Origin of the sequence: Echinicola soli, assembly GCF_006575665.1 — a bacterium.
Classification (GTDB): Bacteria; Bacteroidota; Bacteroidia; order Cytophagales; family Cyclobacteriaceae; genus Echinicola; species Echinicola soli.
In genome coordinates this window covers 1,094,146-1,113,560 of record NZ_CP041253.1, presented here as the reverse complement: position 1 = coordinate 1,113,560, position 19,415 = coordinate 1,094,146, and the positions used below count along the sequence as shown (strand labels likewise).

Genomic DNA, 19,415 nt, shown 5'->3' with positions numbered 1-19,415 from the left:
GATTATCCGAGTGATGAGTTATATTGGTCACTCATGTCAAAAATGATAATCCCATGAGATCAAAATTATTACTGCTTGCACTCACTATTTTATATTCAATCACCTTCGCAGGAGCTCAAGAGCGCATAGAATACCAAAGAATATACCTTTCCGGAAAAGATGCCGCCAGCGCTGTGGACTGGGATTTTAAGGTTTCTAATGGAAGAAAAGCCGGAAAATGGCAAAAAATCCCTGTCCCCTCCAACTGGGAACTGCATGGCTTTGGCATCTATAATTATGGACATGACCATAGCCGCAAAGACCGTACACTGGGCAAAGAAACGGGGCAATACAAGCATTCCTTTACCGTTCCAGCTAGCTGGGATGGCAAGACCATCAATATTGTCTTTGCAGGCTCCATGACCGATACGGAAGTAAAAATCAATGGGCAATTGGCTGGTGAAATACACCAAGGGGCATTTTATGAGTTTAAGTATGATATCAGCAAATTGGTACGGTTTGGGCAGGAGAATCTGTTGGAGGTGAAAGTGGCCAAACACTCCGCTAATGAATCAGTGAACAGGGCAGAGCGGCAAGCTGATTTTTGGATTTTTGGAGGGATCTTCCGGCCTGTATATTTGGAGATTTTGCCTGAAGCCCACTTTTCCAGAATTGCGATAGATGCCAAAGCTTCGGGAAACTTCGAAGCACTATTGACTACCAACATCCCTTTGGAAAAGGCCAATGTAAATGTCCGCATCACAGACCTTCAGGCCAATTCCGAATTGGGAGAGTTTACCGCATCGCTCCAGGGTGAAAGCACCATAGTAAAGCATGACTTTGGAAAAGTGGAAACCTGGAACCCAGAAAATCCCCATTTATATCAGGCTACGTTTACGCTCTTGATCAATGAAAAACCCGTCTATATCCAGTCTGAGAAAGTAGGCTTCCGTACCGTGGAGCTAAGGGATAAGGATGGTATCTATGTCAATGGCACCAAGGTGGTTTTTAAAGGTGTAAACAGGCATTCTTTTTTTCCTACCACCGGAAGGGCGCTAAGCAATGCCAATCACCTGGAAGATATCCAGCTAATGAAGGAAATGAACATGAATGCTGTCAGAATGAGCCATTATCCTCCTGATGAGGCATTTTTGGATTTGTGTGATTCCTTGGGGCTGTTTGTCCTGGACGAAGTTACGGGCTGGCAAGATGGCTATGACACCATTGTTGGGCCCAAGGTGATCAAAGAAACCATTCTCAAGGATGAAAACCATCCAGCGGTCATTGTCTGGGACCATGGTAACGAAGGAGGTTGGGATTTTGCCAACGAGAAATGGTTTCATCGATGGGATATCCAAAAACGGCCCGTCATCTATCCCTGGCTCAACCGAAACGGCGTCGATACCTTCCATTACCCCATCTACAAGGATGGTATCAATCGCCTCTCCAACGGGCAAAATATCTTTATGCCCACTGAAATGCTCCATGGGTTATATGATGGTGGTCATGGCGCTAACTTAGATGATTATTGGACGGATTATATGAAAAATCCCCGTGCGGCAGGAGGGTTTCTGTGGGTCTTCGCCGATGAGGCAGTCGTCAGAACTGACCGCTCAGACAGCTTGGATGCCGATGGTAACCATGCTCCTGACGGCATTGTCGGCTCCTATCGTGAGAAAGAAGGAAGCTTTTATACCATCAGGGATATTTGGTCACCCGTTCAGGTCAAGCCCATGGTGGTGAATGCCCACTTTGACGGTAAACTCATCCTTGAGAATCACTACTTGTACACGGATTTGGAAGGGATGCAGCTATGCTGGAGGCTCAAAACCTTGACGAATTGGGAAGGACAGGAATCTGAAAGCGGTGAGGTCACGCTTAAAAGTATCTTACCAGGAGAGCACTCTCAAGTATCATTGGAGCTTCCTGAGGATTTTGGTAGCAAGGACTGGTTAGAAGTGGCGGTAAAAGATAAATCCGGAAGACTGATCAACACCTGGTCCTGGCCGATCCCATCCCCTGCTGAATTTACTTTTAAGCAGCTGGCAGAGCATACTGATGCTGGAGAGCCAATCCACATTGAGCAGGGGACGCGAACATTTCAGATGGGTAATGTCAAGGTTTACTTTGACGCAGATTATGCCTTGGAAAAAGTGGAAAGGAATGGTCAGGTGATACCTTTTTCAGGGCCGGTTTTTATAAATGAAGTCAGCTCAAAAGCAACTCATGTTCACCAGGATGAGCAGGGAAATTATCATATAGAGGTCGAATACGAGCAATATCCTTCTTCCATAAAATGGACGCTGTACCAGAATGGATTACTCAAGGTGGAGGCAGCTGCACCAGACAGGAGTCAAAGTGGAAAACCGTATGTCGGCATCCATTTCGACTTTCCCGAAGAGCAGGTAGCAGGAATCCAATGGCTCGGTGATGGCCCATACCGCGTCTGGCAAAACCGTCTTAGAGGAGCCCGGTTTGGAGCGTGGCAAAAGGATTATAACAATACGGTCACAGGATACAGCTCATTGGGCAAGTTGGAATATCCAGAATTTAAAGGCTATCATGCCGATATGTTTGCTTACCGGTTAAGTACTGATAGTGGAGATTTCAGTGTCTACACAGAGAGCCCTGGATTGTTTTTCCGACTGTTTACACCGGCAGAATCTCCTTACATCACAGATGGCTTGAGAGTGCCTTTTCCGGAGGGCGATTTATCTTTCCTTTATAAGATCCCTGCAATTGGCACCAAGTTCCACTCCGCAAAGGACATGGGGCCATCGTCTTATGATCGAAGGATCGTGAGCCATCATGGTGACCGGGACTATCCGATCACCTTATGGTTTGACTTCAGGTAACTGGAGAGATTATAGGATAAGTGTTCCCTCATAAACTGAGCTCAACTTATAATGAGCATAAAAAAGCCGTCATCGCGAACGGAGAGCAGCGGTGTGAAGCAATCTTATTTAAATTATACGAAATTGCTTCCTCCTTATCGCGATGACGACTTTTGATACTGTTATTGGTTAGTTTTTGCTTACCAATTCCCCTTCCAGGTCCATCAGGAAGCTGTCCAAGATACCTTGCCTAACGTGGTGCATGACTACGATTTTATACCACTTTGGGGTAAACTCATAGCTGTCCGCCACGAGATTGTACTTCTTGGCTATTCTAGGCGACACAAATTCAGATTTGATGGTAATGATGTTCAAGTGCGGGTTTCGGAAGTATTTCACGCCCATCCGGTCCAGTCTGGTACAGATCCTTTCGGTACGGTCACAGAGCGAGGCCATTTTATATTTCCATCCTTCAGAACCGTGGATTTTTAGGATCATCCACATGGACACGGCATTGGCTCCTGACCTGGACCCACATAGCGTGTAGTCCTTCCCGGGAATGTACTGAGCTTCCTCCGTGCACACGTGATGGATATACCCCTTCCGGATCAAAAACAGCCCTGTGCCATACGGCGTTTGGAGCATTTTATGGCCATCACTGGCAAATGAAGTGATATATGGATTTTTAAACGTATAAGCACTTTCTTCATCAGTAAAGGGATAGATAAACCCCCCATAGGCGGCGTCCACGTGAATTCTGAACGTCACATTGGCATTGGTGAAGAAATCGCCCAGGCGGTTGACATCATCCACGGAACCAAACATGGTCGTGGAGAGGTTGGAAATGACGATGAAATAGTTAATGCCATTTTCCTTTGCTTCAGCGATACTGTTTTCCAGGGACTCTTGGGTAATCTGGCGCGTCTCCTCATCCACATCCAGGATGATATTGTGGAGGTTGAGCAGGTTGGCACCTTTGGGCATGGAATAGTGTGAATCGCTGGAGTATACCACGGCGATTTCTTCTGTCTTGGCACCGAATTCTGCTTTGAAGAAATTACGGTAGACCCACATGGCCTGGATATTGGCTTCCGTACCTCCTGTGGCCACATAGCCATCCTGTTGGCCTTTTTCCCCGGTAAAGACTTCCTCAGCTACCAAGTTGATCAGCTCCCGCTCGATTTTTTGGGTGCCCTGAAACAGGTCAAGTACAGATTCCTCACTCAAGGTGTGGATCCCGATATGGTTGGGGTTTCGGACCATGACAGACATGAAAGGCGCATCTTTCAGAAACGGTGCGTCATGATAGAATTCCGTCGTGTCCAAATAAGTCCCCGGCACACCGAGTGCAGGATATTCTCCTCTATAGTTATGATTTTGATCTAATGCCTCAAATACGGCTTTTTTTACTTCTTCGTGCGATAATTTTTTCCAGAACATGGTTTGATGTTGTAAGTTTTGAATGGTTAGAATGTTACAAGGTAGTTTGTGGCGGGTAGGATGCCACGGGGTGACACTATCTCCAAACTACCTTATTCTCTAGACAGGAAGTGGACTCAGTACTTTGGGACCCATAGGGCTGAAGGACAGACTTCATATTCGAATGTATGTGCTTCAGCGGCCTGGTACCACCAGTTCATGATCCCAGTTGCAATGGCCTCTAACCTTCTATCTAGTTCCAAATCTTCCAGGCAGCTTCTGCCTGAAGTTGGAGCATTTCCAAACCATTTTTTACTACTGCACCACGTGCCTCCAGGGACCGCATTAAGAAAGTTTTTTCTGGATTGTAAACCAAGTCATACACCTTGTGTTCGCTTCCGATCTGGCTGACCGGAATATCAGGCATTTCTTCCGTGTTGGGGAATGTTCCCAATGGGGTGGTGTTGACGATCAAAAAGTATTCTTGAAGGTATTGTTCGTTTTTGATGAGGTCATCATAAGTGATTTGCCCTTTTTGGCCATTGGCATTTCGGGACACCATGAGATAGGGCATCTCAAGGGCTTCAAGGGCCTGTTTTACGGCCTTGGACGCGCCACCTGTGCCTAGGATCAGGGCTTTTGGACGCTGGCCTTCCAGCCATGCATCCAGCGATGCTTTGAAGCCGATGTAGTCTGTATTGTATCCGATGAGTTTGCCTTCTTTGGCCTTGATGCAATTAACGGCACCGATTGCTTTACAGCCCGGCTCCAGTTCATCGAGATAAGGAATAACTTGTTCTTTATAAGGAATGGTGACATTGACACCTTCCAGCTCCGGATTGTTTTTGATCAATTCCGGGAATTTGCTGATGGTATCAATTTCATATAAGTCGTACTGACAGTCATGAATGCCTTCACGCTCAAACTTCTCCGCAAAGTATTTTCCGGAGAATGAGTGTTTTAAAGGATAACCGATAAGTCCGAATTTTCTCATTTCTTTTTTAAATAAAATGCCATTCTCTCCAATCCAATGACGAGCAGAATGCCAAACAGAAAAGCCAAAAGACCAATAAAGAACATTGGCTCACTGCCCGTTTCTGCCAGGTAATGGTTGGGCAATAGGTTTTCAGTGATGAAGGGCTTTTGCTCCCCGCTGCTGGAAATCCTAAAGCTTACTACTTTTTTCCATGGCCAGATCTTATTGATTGATCCGAGCATAAAGCCCGAAAGCACTGCAATGGTCACTGCATGGTGGTTTTTCAGCAGCCAACTGATCAGTCTTGAGAAAGACAACAGTCCGACCAAGCATCCCACTGCAAATATTCCTAAGGTCAGGAAGTCCTTTTCGTTCACTGCTGTAAGGATGGCTTCGTATTTACCCAATATCAACAGCAAAAAGCTGCCAGAAATTCCCGGGAGGATCATCGCACATATGGCAATGGCTCCAGCAATAAAGGTAAAATACAGCGTATTGGGTGATTCCACGGGATTGAGTCCTGTCACCCAATAAGCCACCAAAGCACCTACAGGGATGGCCAAAATGACCATGATATTCCACCGTTTGATGTCCCTTAAGATCAGCACAGAGCTGATAATGATCAGTCCACAAAAGAATGACCACAGCGGGATGGGGTGTTCATCCATCAAATAGGTGATCAGCTTTGAGAGCGTAAAGATACTGGTAAATATTCCCAAGAGCAAGGCCACCAAAAAGCTACCATTGATATGCTTCCAAAGGGCACTCAGCTGAAAGCGGACCAATAGCTTTAGCGCATCCAAATCGATCGACTTGATGCTATCCAGCAATGTCTCGTAAATGCCGGTAATCAGGGCAATGGTCCCACCGGAAACGCCCGGTACAATATCTGCCGCACCCATGCCCATCCCTTTCAGGAACGTCAGGAGGTAATGTTTGGTGTGTCTCATGTATTAATTAAAAGAAAGCGACTGCAGTATGCTACAGTCGCCAAGATTAATTCTATACGTTGGCCATATCGAGGAAATGATCAAAGGTGTCTCCCCTAAGCCCTAATCGGATCGTCTCCAATGGTATGATTTCATTTGGTGCAATATTTCCTAGATTGACATTGGCACCGAGTAGTTTGATGAACCACACTTGCTGAGCCTTTTGGGGAGCCTCCCAAAGGATTTTTTCCTCTGGTATTTTGGTCAGAATTTCTTCCACAAGCCCCTGTCTCACTTCTCCGGAGTCACGGAAAAGTCCTACGTTACCAGCTTCACGGGATTCACCGATCACCTTCCAGGCACCGGCATCCAGTTCTTGCTGCATCTGCTCTATCCATTTGTATGGAGGGATGATTTTAGCGGCATCCTTAGAGCCTACTTCCGAAAGTACGGTTACATCCTTGGATAGGATGCGGATATATTCACACTTCTTATCATGATCCAGTGTGATCGATCCATCGGAAACTTCCGCGTAAGCAAGGTCAAACTTGTCCAATACTCTTTGGTAATCTTCGAATTGCCCTCTGATCACAAATGCTTCGAATAGCGTGCCTCCCAAATATACAGGTATACCGGCATCTTTATAAATCTGAAGTTTCTGGCTCAGGTTTTTGGTGACATAGGAAGTAGCCCATCCCAATTTTACAATATCTACATAATCTCCGCAGGAATCGATGAAGTCTTCTACTTCTCTTAGGCTAAGACCTTTGTCCATAGCCATTGTGTATCCGGTAGTTCGTGGTTTCTCAGTACGTACGGGTACGTTCTTCAGCACGTAATTCATTCTCTAAAATTTTAGGTAAATAGTACTCGGCTTATAATCCTTCTTTGTATTGAGCGATGATCTTGTATATGGCCTTTTGATGCTTTACTTCGGGCATCAGCTCATATAGAATTTCATGTCTTTCAAAATCCAAAGTTAATGCATTTTCTAAATATGAAAAGGCTTCCTTGTATTTACCTGTCTTAATAAGATAAACTACGAGTCGATAATAAAGCTCCGCATCCTCAGGCAGCTCATCGATTCCTTCCTTCAGCACATCGATGGCTTCCTCAAATCGGTTTTGGTCAAAATAGATAATGGAAAGGTTTACATAGGTCTCCATCAGGCCGGGTTCCAGGTTGATGGCTTCTTCGTAAGCTTCCGAACTTGCCTGAAGGTTTCCGAGGTGGTATTCGGCATCGGCCAGTCCCACCCAGTAGTTGGCATTGACGCTGGAGAGTTTCAGGGCTTTTTTGAAGTAGTGTATCGCTTCAAAAAATTTATCCTTTTTTAACATACACATGCCCAGCCCAAACCATGCATCATCGTATTCAGGATCCAGTTTTGCCGATTTTTTGAAATAGGTAAAGGCTTTGTCCATTTGATCCAGCTTCTCAAAGGCCGCTGCCAAATAGCAACAGTTTTCTGAATTGGCTCCTTCACTGTTGATGGTATTCAAGTAAGCCTCGGTGGCTTTTTCGTACTGCTGTGTGTTCATCAGGGCATTGCCCATGTTGAAATATGCAGATGCAAAGCTGTCATCGATGATCAACGCATAATCGTAGGCATTGATGGCCTCTTCATAGCGCCCCAGACGATTGTACACCACGCCAAGGTTATACCAGGCCTCTGCACTGTATGGATCCTGATCGATAAACTCCTGATAAAACTGGAGGATCTCATCAAAGGAGCCTTCCTCTTCTGTAATCATGGCCAGCTGAAACAGGGCGTCTTCGTGGTTGATTTTTAGCTTTACGGCATTTTTATAGTGTAAGATGGCTTTTTCAATATTGTTTTCCGCACGATAGAAATTGCCCAGCGAATAATAGATTTCCGCCTTATCCTCTGCCAAGGGGAGGAAGTCTTCAAGTATTTGGATGGCCTCTCTTATGCTGCCATTTAGGAGCAGGCCATTGGAAAGGGCGAGGATGATCTCTTCATTGTTTGGCGAAAGGTTGTTGATGTTTTCCAGCACTTCCAGGCCTTCTTCCAGTTCATCATTGAAGATCAAGCACTGCCCGTACATCAATTTGATTTCTATGGAAAAGGGGAAACGCTCCAGTGCAATTTTACTTGCCTTGAGGGACTTTTTAAATTTCTGAGTGTCAAAATAGTACCGGATAATATCCTCCAACTCTTCTTCATCAAAGAAAAGATCCAAGTTGGCTTTTAGGGAGTTCTCAAACCGCTCTATCAATGCCCGCTCTTCTTCCCTGTTGTGATCAAAATCTCCAGTCATATGTGTCGGGTTGAATTTATATTTTAAGATACCAAATTAATCGGTAGCTCAAATGCCTATATCAAATTATTTTTAGGACCTTTTGGAATTCCTATAATTGTTTTGGGGTTAACGAAAACCCTTCATTTTTTGTTCACTGCCCACTGAAAGGTTTCCTTCAGGGAGCGGTATTGGTACCCAGTGAGTTTGTTAACTTTTTGATTGTCAAAGGTAATGGGCAGCTGTGCGACCATGGCTGTTTGTTTGTTCAGGAGCGGCTTGAGACCAAAAAGCTGCTTGATCTGGCCCCAAGTAGTGGCCAGGGTGATCATGAAATTATTGACGGCAATTTTGGGTGGCTGTCTGTCCATTGTCTCCGCCATGGTGGTAAAAAATGCCTGGAAGGACAAACTCCCTTTGCTGAGGATAAAACGCTCCTCCCATTGATTGTCTCGATAGAGTTGGTAGGTGATGCTGGCAGCATCCCTGATGTCGATGAAGTTGATGTCTCCTTTTGGGTAAAACCGGTTGCCTTCAGCCACATACCGATAGATTTCTGCACTGCTGCGTGTTTCTGATTCGCGGGCAAGGAGCACCGCGGGATTGACCACCAAGGCTTCCAGTCCTTCCTGCACACCACGCCATACTTCCAGTTCGCCTAGGTATTTGGAGATCGCGTAAGGCGTGTTCCATGGCGAATCCACCCATTTATGGTTTTCATTTACCGTTTGCTGATCGGGAGTTCTGCCCAAGGCAGCTACTGAGCTGATGTGGACCAAACGCTTTATACCCAGCGCTAACATGACATTGACCACGTTGGTGGTGCCTTCATAGTTTACTTTGAGCAGTTGGTTTTTATCTTTTTTGGAAAAGGATACCAGACCTGCCGCATGGATGATCAGATCCATGCCTTTAAAGGCTCTTTGCAAAGACTGATAGTCGTTGATATCACCTTCATGCCAAGTGATTTGTTCTTCAATGTCCTCTAGGATCTTGGTGCTACTGCTTGGTCGTTTGAGTCCGTGGATTTCTCCTATTGCACAAAATTCCCGTGCCAGATAGCTGCCAAACAGACCGGTGATACCTGTGATCAATATTCTCATAATAGGGAATTCATAAATTTGGAGTCCTTCAGGATATCGTAGCTTTTGGTGGCAGGAAGTCGCTCGAGCGCGTCCAGATACCGGTGATTATGGCAGTCTGTACCTACAAAACGCACCAATCTCCTTTCCAGTAGTTTTTCGGCCATGGCTTTTATAGGTTTTGAATAATAGCCTGTAAAAGAAAGAAGGTTTATTTGGAAATAAATGCCCTTCTCGATCAGCGATTCCAGCATGGATGGGTCTTGCTGGAGGTAAAGATAGCGCTCCGGATGGGCCAAAATCGGCTTGTAACCTTTGGTCTCCAGTGCGAAAAAGGTCTCTTGAAGCATATGGGGCCTGTTCATAAAACCCGTTTCCACTAAGATATAATTGTCCCCAAATGTGAGCAGTGGTTCATCTTTTTCGAGCTTTTCCACGAAAATTTCGTCCAGGTAGTATTCTGCAGCGGCTTCTATTTCAACCTGTATATTTTCTTCCTTCAGTACTTCCTGTAATTTGGATAGCCCCTCAGAGATGATTTTAGGTGTATTTTTGTAAAATTCGGTCATCACGTGCGGCGTGGTGATGAGCTTACGTAGCCCAAGGTCCTGCAGTCGCTTGATCAGGGCCACGGATTCTTTCAAAGATTCAGCACCATCATCGATCCCCGGAATGAGGTGGGAGTGCATATCCACTTCCATCCACTCAAGGCATAGCGGTTCAGCCTTTTTTGAACTTTTGAACAAATCCATTAATCCCATCTTACAGTCCTCCTCCTGATTGCTGCTTAAATTCTTCCAATGAAGGCAACTCCAAATCCTTATCCGAGATAATGGGAGCACCCACTTTCCAGTCAATATCCAGCTGCCTATCATTCCAGATAATACCACCTTCGCTGGGTTTGCTATAAAAATTGGAACACTTGTACGAAAATACTGCATCTTCCAATACAGAAAATCCATGAGCAAAACCTTCCGGTACGTAAAGCATGTTATGCTGTGCACTGTCCAAGATCACCCCATGACAATGGCCAAAGGTAGGGGAATCCTTTCTCAGATCAACACAAACATCATAAACTTTACCAGTGATGACCCTGACGAGCTTTGCCTGGGCATGGGGTGCATGCTGAAAGTGCAGTCCTCTTACCGTTCCTGCGATAGAGAAAGACTGGTTATCCTGTACCCAGCGGGTGTTAATGCCCTTTTCTGCCAAAAGGTCTTCGCGGTATGTTTCCAGGAAATATCCCCTGGCATCGTTAAAAACTTTCGGGTAGAGTTCAAAAACATCTTCGATGGGTGTATTTCGTATTTCCATTTATTTACTGTCGATTTTCAAAAACAAGCCATAAATTTCCGTTCTTTCTGCTTAACAGACTAATTTTCATCAAAATAATTTAGAAATTTGCCGAATGGAAATGGCTTTTATTGTGTTAATAACTTCCTGAATGTAATGTACGTTGAATAAGTATAAACGCTGTTATGATGAACTAATTACGATGAATGTAAGATTATCGAATCAAATACAATTTCTGATCAGAAACGAACTGAATGAGTAAATATACAAGAAAATTAAAAAAACTGATCGATACCGCTCCTGTAGATGAAACTGCGGTGCTGGTAGCCTTGATCAAACAAAATCAATCTGAGCAAGAGGTAGAGGAGCATTTGGATGAACTGGCTTTTTTGACGGAAACCTTGGGCGCCAAAGAAATTTACCGTTTCACGCAGCGGCTGGACAAGCCAGACGTGAGGAGCTTTGTTGGTTCAGGTAAGCTGGAAGAAATCCAAGCTTATGTAAAGCATTTTGAGGTGGATATGGTGATTTTTGACGATGACCTTTCTCCTTCCCAGATGAGGAACCTCGAAAATGAGCTGAAGGTGCAAGTGTACGACCGCTCGCTACTGATTCTCGATATTTTCCTGAACAGGGCCCAAACCGCCCAAGCCAAGACGCAGGTGGAGCTGGCCAGATTCCAGTACCTGTTGCCTCGTTTGACCAGAATGTGGACTCACTTGGAGCGGCAGCGAGGTGGTACCGCTACCAGGGGTGGTGCCGGTGAGAAAGAGATCGAGACTGATAAGCGGATCATTCGAAACCAAATCACGCTGCTCAAAGAAAAACTGAGAAAGATCGAGAAACAAGGCGAGACACAGCGGAAAGGCAGAAAAGGAATCGTCCGTGTGGCCCTGGTCGGCTATACCAATGTGGGGAAAAGTACGTTGATGAACTTGGTGACCAAATCCCATGTGCTGGCAGAGAACAAGTTGTTTGCCACCGTAGACTCTACTGTGAGAAAAGTGGTGCTGGAGAATATTCCTTTTCTGCTATCAGATACTGTAGGGTTTATCCGAAAGCTGCCTACTCACTTGATTGAGTCCTTTAAGTCTACTTTGATGGAGATTAAGGAAGCGGATCTTTTGGTGCATGTGGTGGATATTTCCCATCCCGGTTTTGAAGATCACATTTCGGTGGTGAACCAGACATTAAATGAATTGGGAGCTGGTGATAAGCCTGTCCTGTTGGTATTTAACAAAATCGACCTGGTGCCTAAGATGCCTTCTGAGGAGGAGCTTATGAACATGTCCGAATTGGAAGTGGAAGAAGCCAATTACTTGGATTTGGACAAGCTTAAGAAGGTGTACGCTAAGAAAATGGGCATCGAGCCGGTATTCATGGCCGCGCAGGATGGCACCAATATCGAGGAGTTCAGAAAATCTCTTGTGCGGGAGGTTAAAAAGCAGCACAAGAAAATTTATCCTCATTACCTGGAATCAGAGACCTACGACCTTTCCCAGTTTGAGGGCATGGATTAAGGGATTGGAAAATTACATCGTTGTAAAATTGGAGATTGTAAGATTATAAACCCTGAATCCCTTAATTAAAGGGATTGGACAATTTTACAATTTCTAATTTTCCAATTATAATGATTCACTTAATCCACTATTTTCATACGGATGCGCCATTCTTTGGGGTAGTAATTATTGATACGGTTTCCAATGTTTTTTACCCAACCCAAGGGGAGGTTTTGGTAGGTAAGTATGACCCAGCCGTCGTGCTGGATATTGAGGTCGAGATCTTCTTTTTTCAGATATGTGTGTGCCTCCTCGATACGTGCTTCATAATGTGGGAAGTTTTTTGGTAAGATACTTATCGCCAAGGCATGAGTGGGAATGAACTGGTCTTTATTGAATTTCCCCAGTTCCGTGCCAAAATATTTGATGTTTAGTGTAGTGGCAAGGACTTCAAAATGCTTGGTCCAGGCACGTTTAATCGCAAAAAAGCTCTTTTTTAACTTATAAAAATCAAACGTATCATTCAGCGTCAGTTCCTGCCTGAGAAGGTTTTTCTCAGCTTTGCTTGTACGCTGTAGCAGGATGTGCTTAAGGTCTTTCATTTTTTTGGGCTGCTGAAACTGGGCATCGGAAGGTCTTTTGAGGACGGTAATGAAGAAACCTTCTCCGGATACCAAATGTGGAAAGAACCGATACCCGTAAAAAGTCCCCCATTCCGTGTCTGTTTCCGTTTCTACGATTCCCCATTCCGGATCCAGCGGGATCTGTACCGGCTCATAGGCAAATTCATCGGTGAGAAAGCGGATCATTTCTTCATTTTCCTGTTCGTTAAAGGTGCAGGTACTATAAATCAGGTAGCCATCAGCACCAGGAAGTGTTCCGGCTTGGTCAAGAATGCGCTGCTGGCGTGCCGAACAGCGTTTGACGTTTTCGGGGGACCATTCTTCCCTGGCTTGGGCATCCTTTCGGAACATGCCTTCTCCCGAGCAAGGCGCATCCACCAGTACCACATCAAAAAAACCTTCCAATGACCCGAAATGGGCAGGATCGTTATTGGTCACAACTGTATTGCCCAGACCCCACTTGATCATATTTTCCCGGAGGATGCTTGCGCGGGTTTTGATGACCTCATTGGCTACCAGTAGGCCTTCCTCGCCAATATAATCAGCTAGAAGGGAGCTCTTGCCCCCTGGTGCGGCGCACAGGTCCAGATAGAGCCCTTCTTTGGGGGGCTTGATATGATTCAGAATATGGCCTATAAACATAGAAGAAGCTTCCTGCACATAATAGGCTCCGGCATGGAATAGTGGATCAAAGGTGAACTTAGGCCGTTGGGGTAAAAAGTGGCCTTTGACATTCCATGGAACAGGAGAAGTGTTTTGGGGTAAGGGGGCTTTTTTTCTCGGGTTGATCCGGATGGATGTTTTGGAAGGCGTAAATAATGCAGCTTTAAAGCGCATAAATTCGTTGGCTTCCAGTAAGGAAGCCATCTGGTGCTCGAAAGCTTCCGGAAGTCTGGGGGAGTCTTGACTGGTCATTGCTAGCTGTTTTTTGAGAATGCAAATATAGAGAATTTGATTTTTTTGCCCCACCTGAGCGTAAGTGTTGAATTCCTGATAATTGCCCTGCCTTCCTTGACACATCAAGAAATAGCTGTAATTTGTACCTGAAATTTCAGCGTACTTCTATGAAAAAATTTTGGCGGTTTATCAGAAAACTCGTGCTCTGGTTCTTTATTATTTCCATTGGAATGACCTTGGTGTACAAGTTTGTTCCCGTGTACATCACGCCACTAATGGTCATCAGAATGGTAGAGCAGGCGGCAGATGAAAAACGGGAGGTGCGCCTAAAAAAGGACTGGGTTTCCATGGATCGTATTTCCAAGCACATGGCACAGGCTGTGGTAGCTTCTGAGGACCAAAAGTTCTTGGACCACTTCGGTTTTGATATGGACGCCATTGACAAGGCAATGGAGGAAAATAGTTCTGGTAAACGTATTCGCGGTGGCAGCACCATTTCTAATCAAACAGCAAAAAATGTATTTCTCTGGCCGGGAAGAAACTATGTCCGCAAAGGTTTGGAAGCATACTTTACCCTGCTTATCGAATTACTATGGTCAAAGGAGCGTATCATGGAAGTTTACCTTAATGTCATCGAAATGGGAGATGGAATTTATGGTGTGGAGGCAGCCTCTCAGGCATTTTACCATAAATCGGCTGCCAAGCTCAGCCGCCAGGAAGCAGCCATGATCGCAGCGGTACTGCCCAATCCCCTGCGATGGTCTCCCACCCGTCCCACAGCCTATAATTACAAGCGCCAGGCATGGATACTAAGAAATATGAACAATCTCAATCCTGTGGGCTTTGGAAAACAGGATTGACTACAAATGAGTGGGTTTCGGATCCCATCAGGCATGATGGAACAACAAATCATTTTTTTGTATGTCTTTTCTGGAGTTTCAGCCCAGTCCCATGTATTAGATTAGGAGAAAGGTTGATAGTAACCATATTACTTTCGTTGAATATTTGATTAATATATTCGTTAATATCGATAGTTGGAAAAATTAAAATCTATCCATCTTCAAAAAGTTCAAATACTTACACTAATGGTCGCTAGTTAAGTTATTTTTTTTTGTATCTTGGATGTGTTAGTTTAAAAGTTAAATAATTGGACGAAAATACAGCAAACTATAAATTCATTGTTTCATGAAAAAACGAACATTTCTCAAAAATACGGCTGCTCTGGCCGCAGTTTCCATGCTTCCTGGATCAGTTTGGTCGCTCGCCAAAGGCCAGCGTCTCCGGACAGCCCACATCGGCGTATCCAATATGGGCATGGAAGACTTAAAGGCAATTTCCAGTCATGAATTGGTAGATGTAGTGGCACTGTGTGATGTGGATAAGAACGCCCTCGCAGCTGCCAAAGCCATGCATCCCAAGGCCAAGACCTATGCAGATTACCGTGAAATGTTCAACGATATGACCGACGGAATAGATGCAGTAGTAGTGTCTACTCCTGATCATACGCATGCACCTGCTTCAATGATGGCCATGGAAAAAGGCAAATCCGTCTATTGCCAGAAGCCATTGACCCATCACGTCTCCGAGGCCAGGGCAATGAACAAATTTGCTGCTGAGAACAATATCACTACTCAAATGGGTATTCAGGTCCATTCATTTTATGATTACCAATTGGCCACGCATTTGATCAGAAACGGCATCATCGGAAAAGTGAAAACCGTGCGTGCCTGGTCACCAAAAAACTGGGGCTTTGATGGCCCGGCTCCAGAGGGATCAGATCCTGTTCCGTCAAATTTGGATTGGAATCTTTGGCTGGGGACTTCTTCCGAAAGGGACTATAAAGAAGGTTATTACCATCCCGGAAATTGGAGAAAAGTATTGGATTTTGGCTGTGGCACATTAGGGGACATGGGGGTACATATCTTTGACACTCCATACAATGCCCTGGAGCTAGATGTACCCATGACCATTAAAAACAAGTGTCGTAAGCCTACGGGCTTTGGGTTTCCTGAAAACAACGAGGTGACCTACGTCTTCCCTGGCACGGCCCATACCACCGATACCCTAAAGTGGGTTTGGTCCGATGGTCCTGGAGCTCCTGCCAAGCACAAAGACCTAAAACTCCCCAATGGGGATGAACTACCTGCCCAAGGTGCCATGTTTATCGGTGAAGATGGAAGAAGGTTACTCCTTCCGCACTTTATGCAGCTGCCCAAGCTCATCGTGGACAATGAATACCAAGAACTGGACCTCAGCGGAACGGAACATTTGGGAGAACCCGTTAGGGAATATGCCAGCGAAGGTAAAAAACATTACCATCAATTTGTGGATGCCTGTCTGGGCAAGGATGAGTGTAGCGCTCCTTTCTCCTATGCTGCCAGATTAACAGAAACCATCCTCTTGGGCACCTTGGCAGGCCGCTTCCCTAACAAAAAGCTTCACTGGGACGCGGAAAAAGCCCGGTTCAAGGAAGATGAAGTGAATGAACTACTGGATGCTCCTTACAGGGAGTTTTAAATATACAGTAAAATAATTGCCATGTGGACAAAAGGGAGGGCTCATGTAGGCCTCCCTTTTGTTTTATTGGTTCAGCTACTGATAGAAAGTGGTCCGTAAAGATTTTTCGGATTTCATTCCTTAACTTTGTTTATGGCTTTTTCCATCAAGGGATATCTTTACCAAGAATTTTCTGCTCGAGGATTGGACACCGATAACGAGGCTTTTATCCATGCATTGGAAGTAGCGCTGTTCTCGGACAAGTCCCTGTTTCTTACCGGAAAAGCCGGCACGGGAAAAACCACTTTTTTACATACTCTCCGAAAGCTCAACCAAGACAAAAACATGGCCGTGGTGGCCCCGACCGGTGTAGCGGCCATCAATGCCAAAGGAAAGACCATTCACTCTTTCTTTAAGATCGATCCCCGCCAGCTATTTTTGCCGGGGGATTCTAGGCTTCAGCCAACGAAAAAAGAAAAAGGGCTTAATATTTTTGAGCAGTTTCAGTACCGAAAAAAGCATCGTGACCTGATCAATCGCATGGACATGCTGGTCATCGATGAAGTGTCCATGGTTCGTGTGGAGTTGTTGGATGTCATTGATCAATTGCTACGTGTATACCGGAAAAAGATGCATTTGCCCTTTGGTGGGGTTCAGATGATTTTTATCGGAGATCCTTTCCAGCTGCCTCCGGTGGTCAGGAATACAGATTGGGAACACCTCGCCCCACATTATGGCTCTAGGTTTTTCTTCAGTTCCCATGCTTTTCAGGCCCTGCAGCCACTGCATATTGAGCTGCAAAAAATCTACCGCCAGAAAGATGAGCAATTTAAAGCCATTCTCAACCGCATCAGGGAAAGTGAACATACGCCCGCAGACATCAAGCTCCTAAATGAAACCGCCCAAAAATATCGCTTTGACCTATTGGATGAGGAGTATATTCTGATCGGTACGCATAACGCCACCATTGCCGAAATCAACAAGCGAAAATTGGCTGAGCTCAGAAAAGAACCCCGCACTTACATAGCAGAGATAAAAGATGACTTTCCACTAAATATGGCGCCGTTCGATCCGATCGACCTTACCTTGAAGATCGGCGCACAGGTGATTTTTATGCGCAATAATCCTGATGCCAGATACTATAACGGAATGATCGGAAAGGTCACCAAAATGGAGGACGAGATGATAGAAGTGGAAGACCGTCGTGGTTTTATCTATGAAGTTCATCGTGAAGTATGGGAGAATGTAGAATTCGTCTATAATGAAGAGGAAGAACATCTAGACGCTAAGGTCATCGGCACATTCATCCAATTTCCCCTTAAGCTGGCATGGGCGATCACTGTACATAAGAGCCAAGGGCTCACCTTTGACCGGGCAATTTTGGACATCAGCAGGTCTTTTGAAGCTGGGCAGGCGTATGTCGCACTAAGCAGGTGCACCACCCTAAATGGATTGGTACTGAAATCACCCATCAGGCAGTTCAGTGTCAAAGTAAGTCCCGAAAGCCTGGAGTTTAGCCGTCAGCGACTTGCCAGCGAGCAGATTGAGGAGGAGCTGGAACTCGCACGCGCCATGCAACTCCTGAAACATGCTTTCCGTGCTTTCCGAAAAGGCCAATATGAAGTCGCCCAACAGATGTTTGATGAGGTCATGACCATTCATGATGTAACGGTCTATCCAAAATGGCATCAATTTCTAAGACTAAAAGATGCACTGGAAGATCGGTTTTATTGCAGAAAATAGTTTATTTAGCACATTATATGTTATCAAGGTCTTCCTAAAAAATGACACGATCTTTTATATCCCGCTCGGTTTTTCTCTTCCTTTCCAGTTTACTGATATTGATTGGTTCATCATGTGATGATGAGGCGCCAAAGAAAAAGCTCCTTGATAGGGTGCTTGTGATAGGAAATAGTATCACTTACCATCCGCCGGCCCCTGATATTGGTTGGAATAATGGTTGGGGAATGGCCGCTAGCAGACCGTAAAATGACTATTTCAGTATCCTCCAAAATGACTTAAAAGCCTACAATCCCGGCATCGAAGTTATCCGTGAGAATGTCTATCCGTTTGAAGTTTATTTTTCCTCACTGGACTATTCTGAATATGCTGACCTAAAGGAATTTGGAGCAGACCTTGTCATTGTACGCCTTGGCGAAAATGTCAATACAGATAATGTGGAAGACCATAATTTCGGTAAGGCCTTGATCAGTTTTGTAGATTATCTAAAGAAAAGTCAAGAGAGCAAAGTGGTCGTTACTACTACCTTCTGGGCCAATCCGGTGATGAATGAGCAAATAAGATGGGCAGCAGCTAAGGAAAAATGGACCGTAATCGATATTACGTATTTAAGTGAAGATGAGGTAAACATGGCTTTGGGGGAATATGAACATGAGGGAGTGGCCAGGCATCCAGGTGATACCGGCATGCTGGAAATTGCCCGCTTGATCAGGGAAGGCCTTCCATTATAAGTTTGCAAAGAATTATCCAATAGCCTATCCAAACTGATATTTTTACTGATTTTTAGCGGGCAAATATTTATTTTAGGGATCGTATCTCGATTTGCCACTATACTTAAATGCGCCGTCATGACTTATAAATTCCTGCTTTCCATCATTTTCCTTTTTATGTTTTTTGGAGGTCAGGTCATGGCCCAAGAGGAAGCTGAGCCAGCGGAAACCGCAACGCTCAACAGGGTAGTGTTTTCCTTAGGTTATACGTGGATTCCGCAAGCTGATGATTTAGATGAGGCTGAATCTGATGGGGGTTTTTTTGTGCCTGCCATTGGATTTGATTATTTCAGAAAGGTACACGAGCGTTGGGAAGTTGGTTTAATGTGGGATTGGGAATTGGAGCATTACATCATTCGGGACGAAAACTTAGAGCGGGAGCGGTCCATGCTTTTTGCACTGATTGCCAATTATGAACTGATGGAGCATTGGTCGGTTTTTGGAGGGGGAGGAATCGAGCTGGAGAAGCATGAAAACTTGCCTGTCATTAGAATAGGAACTGAATACTCGGTAGAAATGGGACAGCAGTGGGAGTTCATCCCGTCCTTTGCCCTTGACATCAAAAAAGGCTATAATACCTGGAACTTAGCGGTCGGTTTTTGTAAGCGATTTTAACC

At 45.0% G+C, this 19,415-nt stretch carries 16 protein-coding genes; 7 read left to right on the top strand and 9 right to left on the bottom strand.

The features are described 5' to 3' along the window. Positions 1 to 53: 53 nt before the first annotated feature. Positions 54 to 2,834, top strand: coding sequence for a glycoside hydrolase family 2 protein (locus tag FKX85_RS04610; RefSeq protein ID WP_141613615.1), 2,781 nt, complete (start codon positions 54 to 56; stop codon positions 2,832 to 2,834). A 168-nt stretch (positions 2,835 to 3,002) separates the two neighbouring features. On the opposite strand, the gene FKX85_RS04605 is transcribed toward FKX85_RS04610, so the two are convergent. The 8 genes from FKX85_RS04605 to rfbC all read right to left on the bottom strand — a co-directional run bounded on the left by FKX85_RS04605 (position 3,003) and on the right by rfbC (position 10,794). After that, positions 3,003 to 4,253, bottom strand: a complete 1,251-nt coding sequence (locus FKX85_RS04605) for a pyridoxal-dependent decarboxylase (protein ID WP_141613614.1) — start codon at positions 4,251 to 4,253, stop codon at positions 3,003 to 3,005. A 232-nt stretch (positions 4,254 to 4,485) separates the two neighbouring features. Next, positions 4,486 to 5,226, bottom strand: a complete 741-nt coding sequence (locus FKX85_RS04600) for a shikimate dehydrogenase family protein (RefSeq protein ID WP_141613613.1) — start codon at positions 5,224 to 5,226, stop codon at positions 4,486 to 4,488. Further along, positions 5,223 to 6,158, bottom strand: coding sequence for a DUF368 domain-containing protein (locus tag FKX85_RS04595; protein ID WP_141613612.1), 936 nt, complete (start codon positions 6,156 to 6,158; stop codon positions 5,223 to 5,225). The genes FKX85_RS04600 and FKX85_RS04595 overlap by 4 nt, the downstream gene beginning before the upstream one ends. Positions 6,159 to 6,210: 52 nt before the next feature. Next, entirely contained in the window at positions 6,211 to 6,981 is a 771-nt protein-coding gene (locus FKX85_RS04590) for a phosphosulfolactate synthase (RefSeq protein WP_141613611.1), read from the bottom strand. Positions 6,982 to 7,012: 31 nt separating this feature from the next. Further along, positions 7,013 to 8,419, bottom strand: a complete 1,407-nt coding sequence (locus tag FKX85_RS04585) for a tetratricopeptide repeat protein (RefSeq protein ID WP_141613610.1) — start codon at positions 8,417 to 8,419, stop codon at positions 7,013 to 7,015. A gap of 122 nt (positions 8,420 to 8,541) precedes the next feature. Beyond that, complete coding sequence (locus FKX85_RS04580) at positions 8,542 to 9,501, bottom strand: NAD-dependent epimerase/dehydratase family protein (RefSeq protein ID WP_141613609.1); 960 nt, start codon at positions 9,499 to 9,501, stop codon at positions 8,542 to 8,544. Next, positions 9,498 to 10,241, bottom strand: a complete 744-nt coding sequence (locus tag FKX85_RS04575; RefSeq protein WP_141613608.1) for a tyrosine-protein phosphatase — start codon at positions 10,239 to 10,241, stop codon at positions 9,498 to 9,500. The genes FKX85_RS04580 and FKX85_RS04575 overlap by 4 nt, the downstream gene beginning before the upstream one ends. Before the next feature lies 1 nt (position 10,242). Further along, positions 10,243 to 10,794, bottom strand: a complete 552-nt coding sequence (gene rfbC / locus FKX85_RS04570; RefSeq protein ID WP_141613607.1) for a dTDP-4-dehydrorhamnose 3,5-epimerase — start codon at positions 10,792 to 10,794, stop codon at positions 10,243 to 10,245. A gap of 233 nt (positions 10,795 to 11,027) precedes the next feature. Here rfbC and hflX point away from each other — a divergent pair, with 233 nt between their 5' ends. Continuing rightward, on the top strand, positions 11,028 to 12,293 hold the full coding sequence (gene hflX, locus FKX85_RS04565; RefSeq protein ID WP_141613606.1) for a GTPase HflX: 1,266 nt from the start codon (positions 11,028 to 11,030) through the stop codon (positions 12,291 to 12,293). Positions 12,294 to 12,412: 119 nt separating this feature from the next. Here the strand turns inward: hflX and FKX85_RS04560 are convergent, their stop codons facing one another. After that, on the bottom strand, positions 12,413 to 13,810 hold the full coding sequence (locus FKX85_RS04560) for a methyltransferase RsmF C-terminal domain-like protein (protein WP_141613605.1): 1,398 nt from the start codon (positions 13,808 to 13,810) through the stop codon (positions 12,413 to 12,415). A 149-nt stretch (positions 13,811 to 13,959) separates the two neighbouring features. On the opposite strand from FKX85_RS04560, the gene mtgA reads away from it, so the two are divergent. The 5 genes from mtgA to FKX85_RS04535 all read left to right on the top strand — a co-directional run bounded on the left by mtgA (position 13,960) and on the right by FKX85_RS04535 (position 19,413). Next, positions 13,960 to 14,652: a monofunctional biosynthetic peptidoglycan transglycosylase gene (gene mtgA / locus FKX85_RS04555; RefSeq protein WP_141613604.1), complete on the top strand. Its 693-nt coding sequence runs from the start codon at positions 13,960 to 13,962 to the stop codon at positions 14,650 to 14,652. A gap of 325 nt (positions 14,653 to 14,977) precedes the next feature. Then, the gene (locus FKX85_RS04550) at positions 14,978 to 16,309 is read left to right on the top strand and encodes a Gfo/Idh/MocA family protein (protein ID WP_141613603.1); all 1,332 of its coding nucleotides are present in this window, start codon (positions 14,978 to 14,980) and stop codon (positions 16,307 to 16,309) included. A gap of 132 nt (positions 16,310 to 16,441) precedes the next feature. Beyond that, the gene (locus FKX85_RS04545) at positions 16,442 to 18,031 is read left to right on the top strand and encodes an ATP-dependent DNA helicase (protein ID WP_141613602.1); all 1,590 of its coding nucleotides are present in this window, start codon (positions 16,442 to 16,444) and stop codon (positions 18,029 to 18,031) included. A gap of 434 nt (positions 18,032 to 18,465) precedes the next feature. Continuing rightward, entirely contained in the window at positions 18,466 to 18,759 is a 294-nt protein-coding gene (locus FKX85_RS04540) for an SGNH/GDSL hydrolase family protein (RefSeq protein ID WP_141613601.1), read from the top strand. A gap of 117 nt (positions 18,760 to 18,876) precedes the next feature. After that, complete coding sequence (locus tag FKX85_RS04535; protein WP_141613600.1) at positions 18,877 to 19,413, top strand: hypothetical protein; 537 nt, start codon at positions 18,877 to 18,879, stop codon at positions 19,411 to 19,413. Positions 19,414 to 19,415: the final 2 nt, after the last annotated feature.

Bases quoted from the DNA above. Each gene is read 5' to 3' on its own strand.
- FKX85_RS04605 (WP_141613614.1), bottom strand. From the start codon at position 4,253: ATGTTCTGGAAAAAATTATCGCACGAAGAAGTAAAAAAAGCCGTATTT.
- FKX85_RS04595 (WP_141613612.1), bottom strand. From the start codon at position 6,158: ATGAGACACACCAAACATTACCTCCTGACGTTCCTGAAAGGGATGGGC.
- FKX85_RS04535 (WP_141613600.1), top strand. From the start codon at position 18,877: ATGACTTATAAATTCCTGCTTTCCATCATTTTCCTTTTTATGTTTTTT.
- hflX (WP_141613606.1), top strand. From the start codon at position 11,028: ATGAGTAAATATACAAGAAAATTAAAAAAACTGATCGATACCGCTCCT.
- FKX85_RS04590 (WP_141613611.1), bottom strand. From the start codon at position 6,981: ATGAATTACGTGCTGAAGAACGTACCCGTACGTACTGAGAAACCACGA.
- FKX85_RS04580 (WP_141613609.1), bottom strand. From the start codon at position 9,501: ATGAGAATATTGATCACAGGTATCACCGGTCTGTTTGGCAGCTATCTG.
- mtgA (WP_141613604.1), top strand. From the start codon at position 13,960: ATGAAAAAATTTTGGCGGTTTATCAGAAAACTCGTGCTCTGGTTCTTT.
- FKX85_RS04560 (WP_141613605.1), bottom strand. From the start codon at position 13,810: ATGACCAGTCAAGACTCCCCCAGACTTCCGGAAGCTTTCGAGCACCAG.
- FKX85_RS04600 (WP_141613613.1), bottom strand. From the start codon at position 5,226: ATGAGAAAATTCGGACTTATCGGTTATCCTTTAAAACACTCATTCTCC.
- FKX85_RS04575 (WP_141613608.1), bottom strand. From the start codon at position 10,241: ATGGGATTAATGGATTTGTTCAAAAGTTCAAAAAAGGCTGAACCGCTA.
- FKX85_RS04550 (WP_141613603.1), top strand. From the start codon at position 14,978: ATGAAAAAACGAACATTTCTCAAAAATACGGCTGCTCTGGCCGCAGTT.
- rfbC (WP_141613607.1), bottom strand. From the start codon at position 10,794: ATGGAAATACGAAATACACCCATCGAAGATGTTTTTGAACTCTACCCG.
- FKX85_RS04585 (WP_141613610.1), bottom strand. From the start codon at position 8,419: ATGACTGGAGATTTTGATCACAACAGGGAAGAAGAGCGGGCATTGATA.
- FKX85_RS04545 (WP_141613602.1), top strand. From the start codon at position 16,442: ATGGCTTTTTCCATCAAGGGATATCTTTACCAAGAATTTTCTGCTCGA.
- FKX85_RS04610 (WP_141613615.1), top strand. From the start codon at position 54: ATGAGATCAAAATTATTACTGCTTGCACTCACTATTTTATATTCAATC.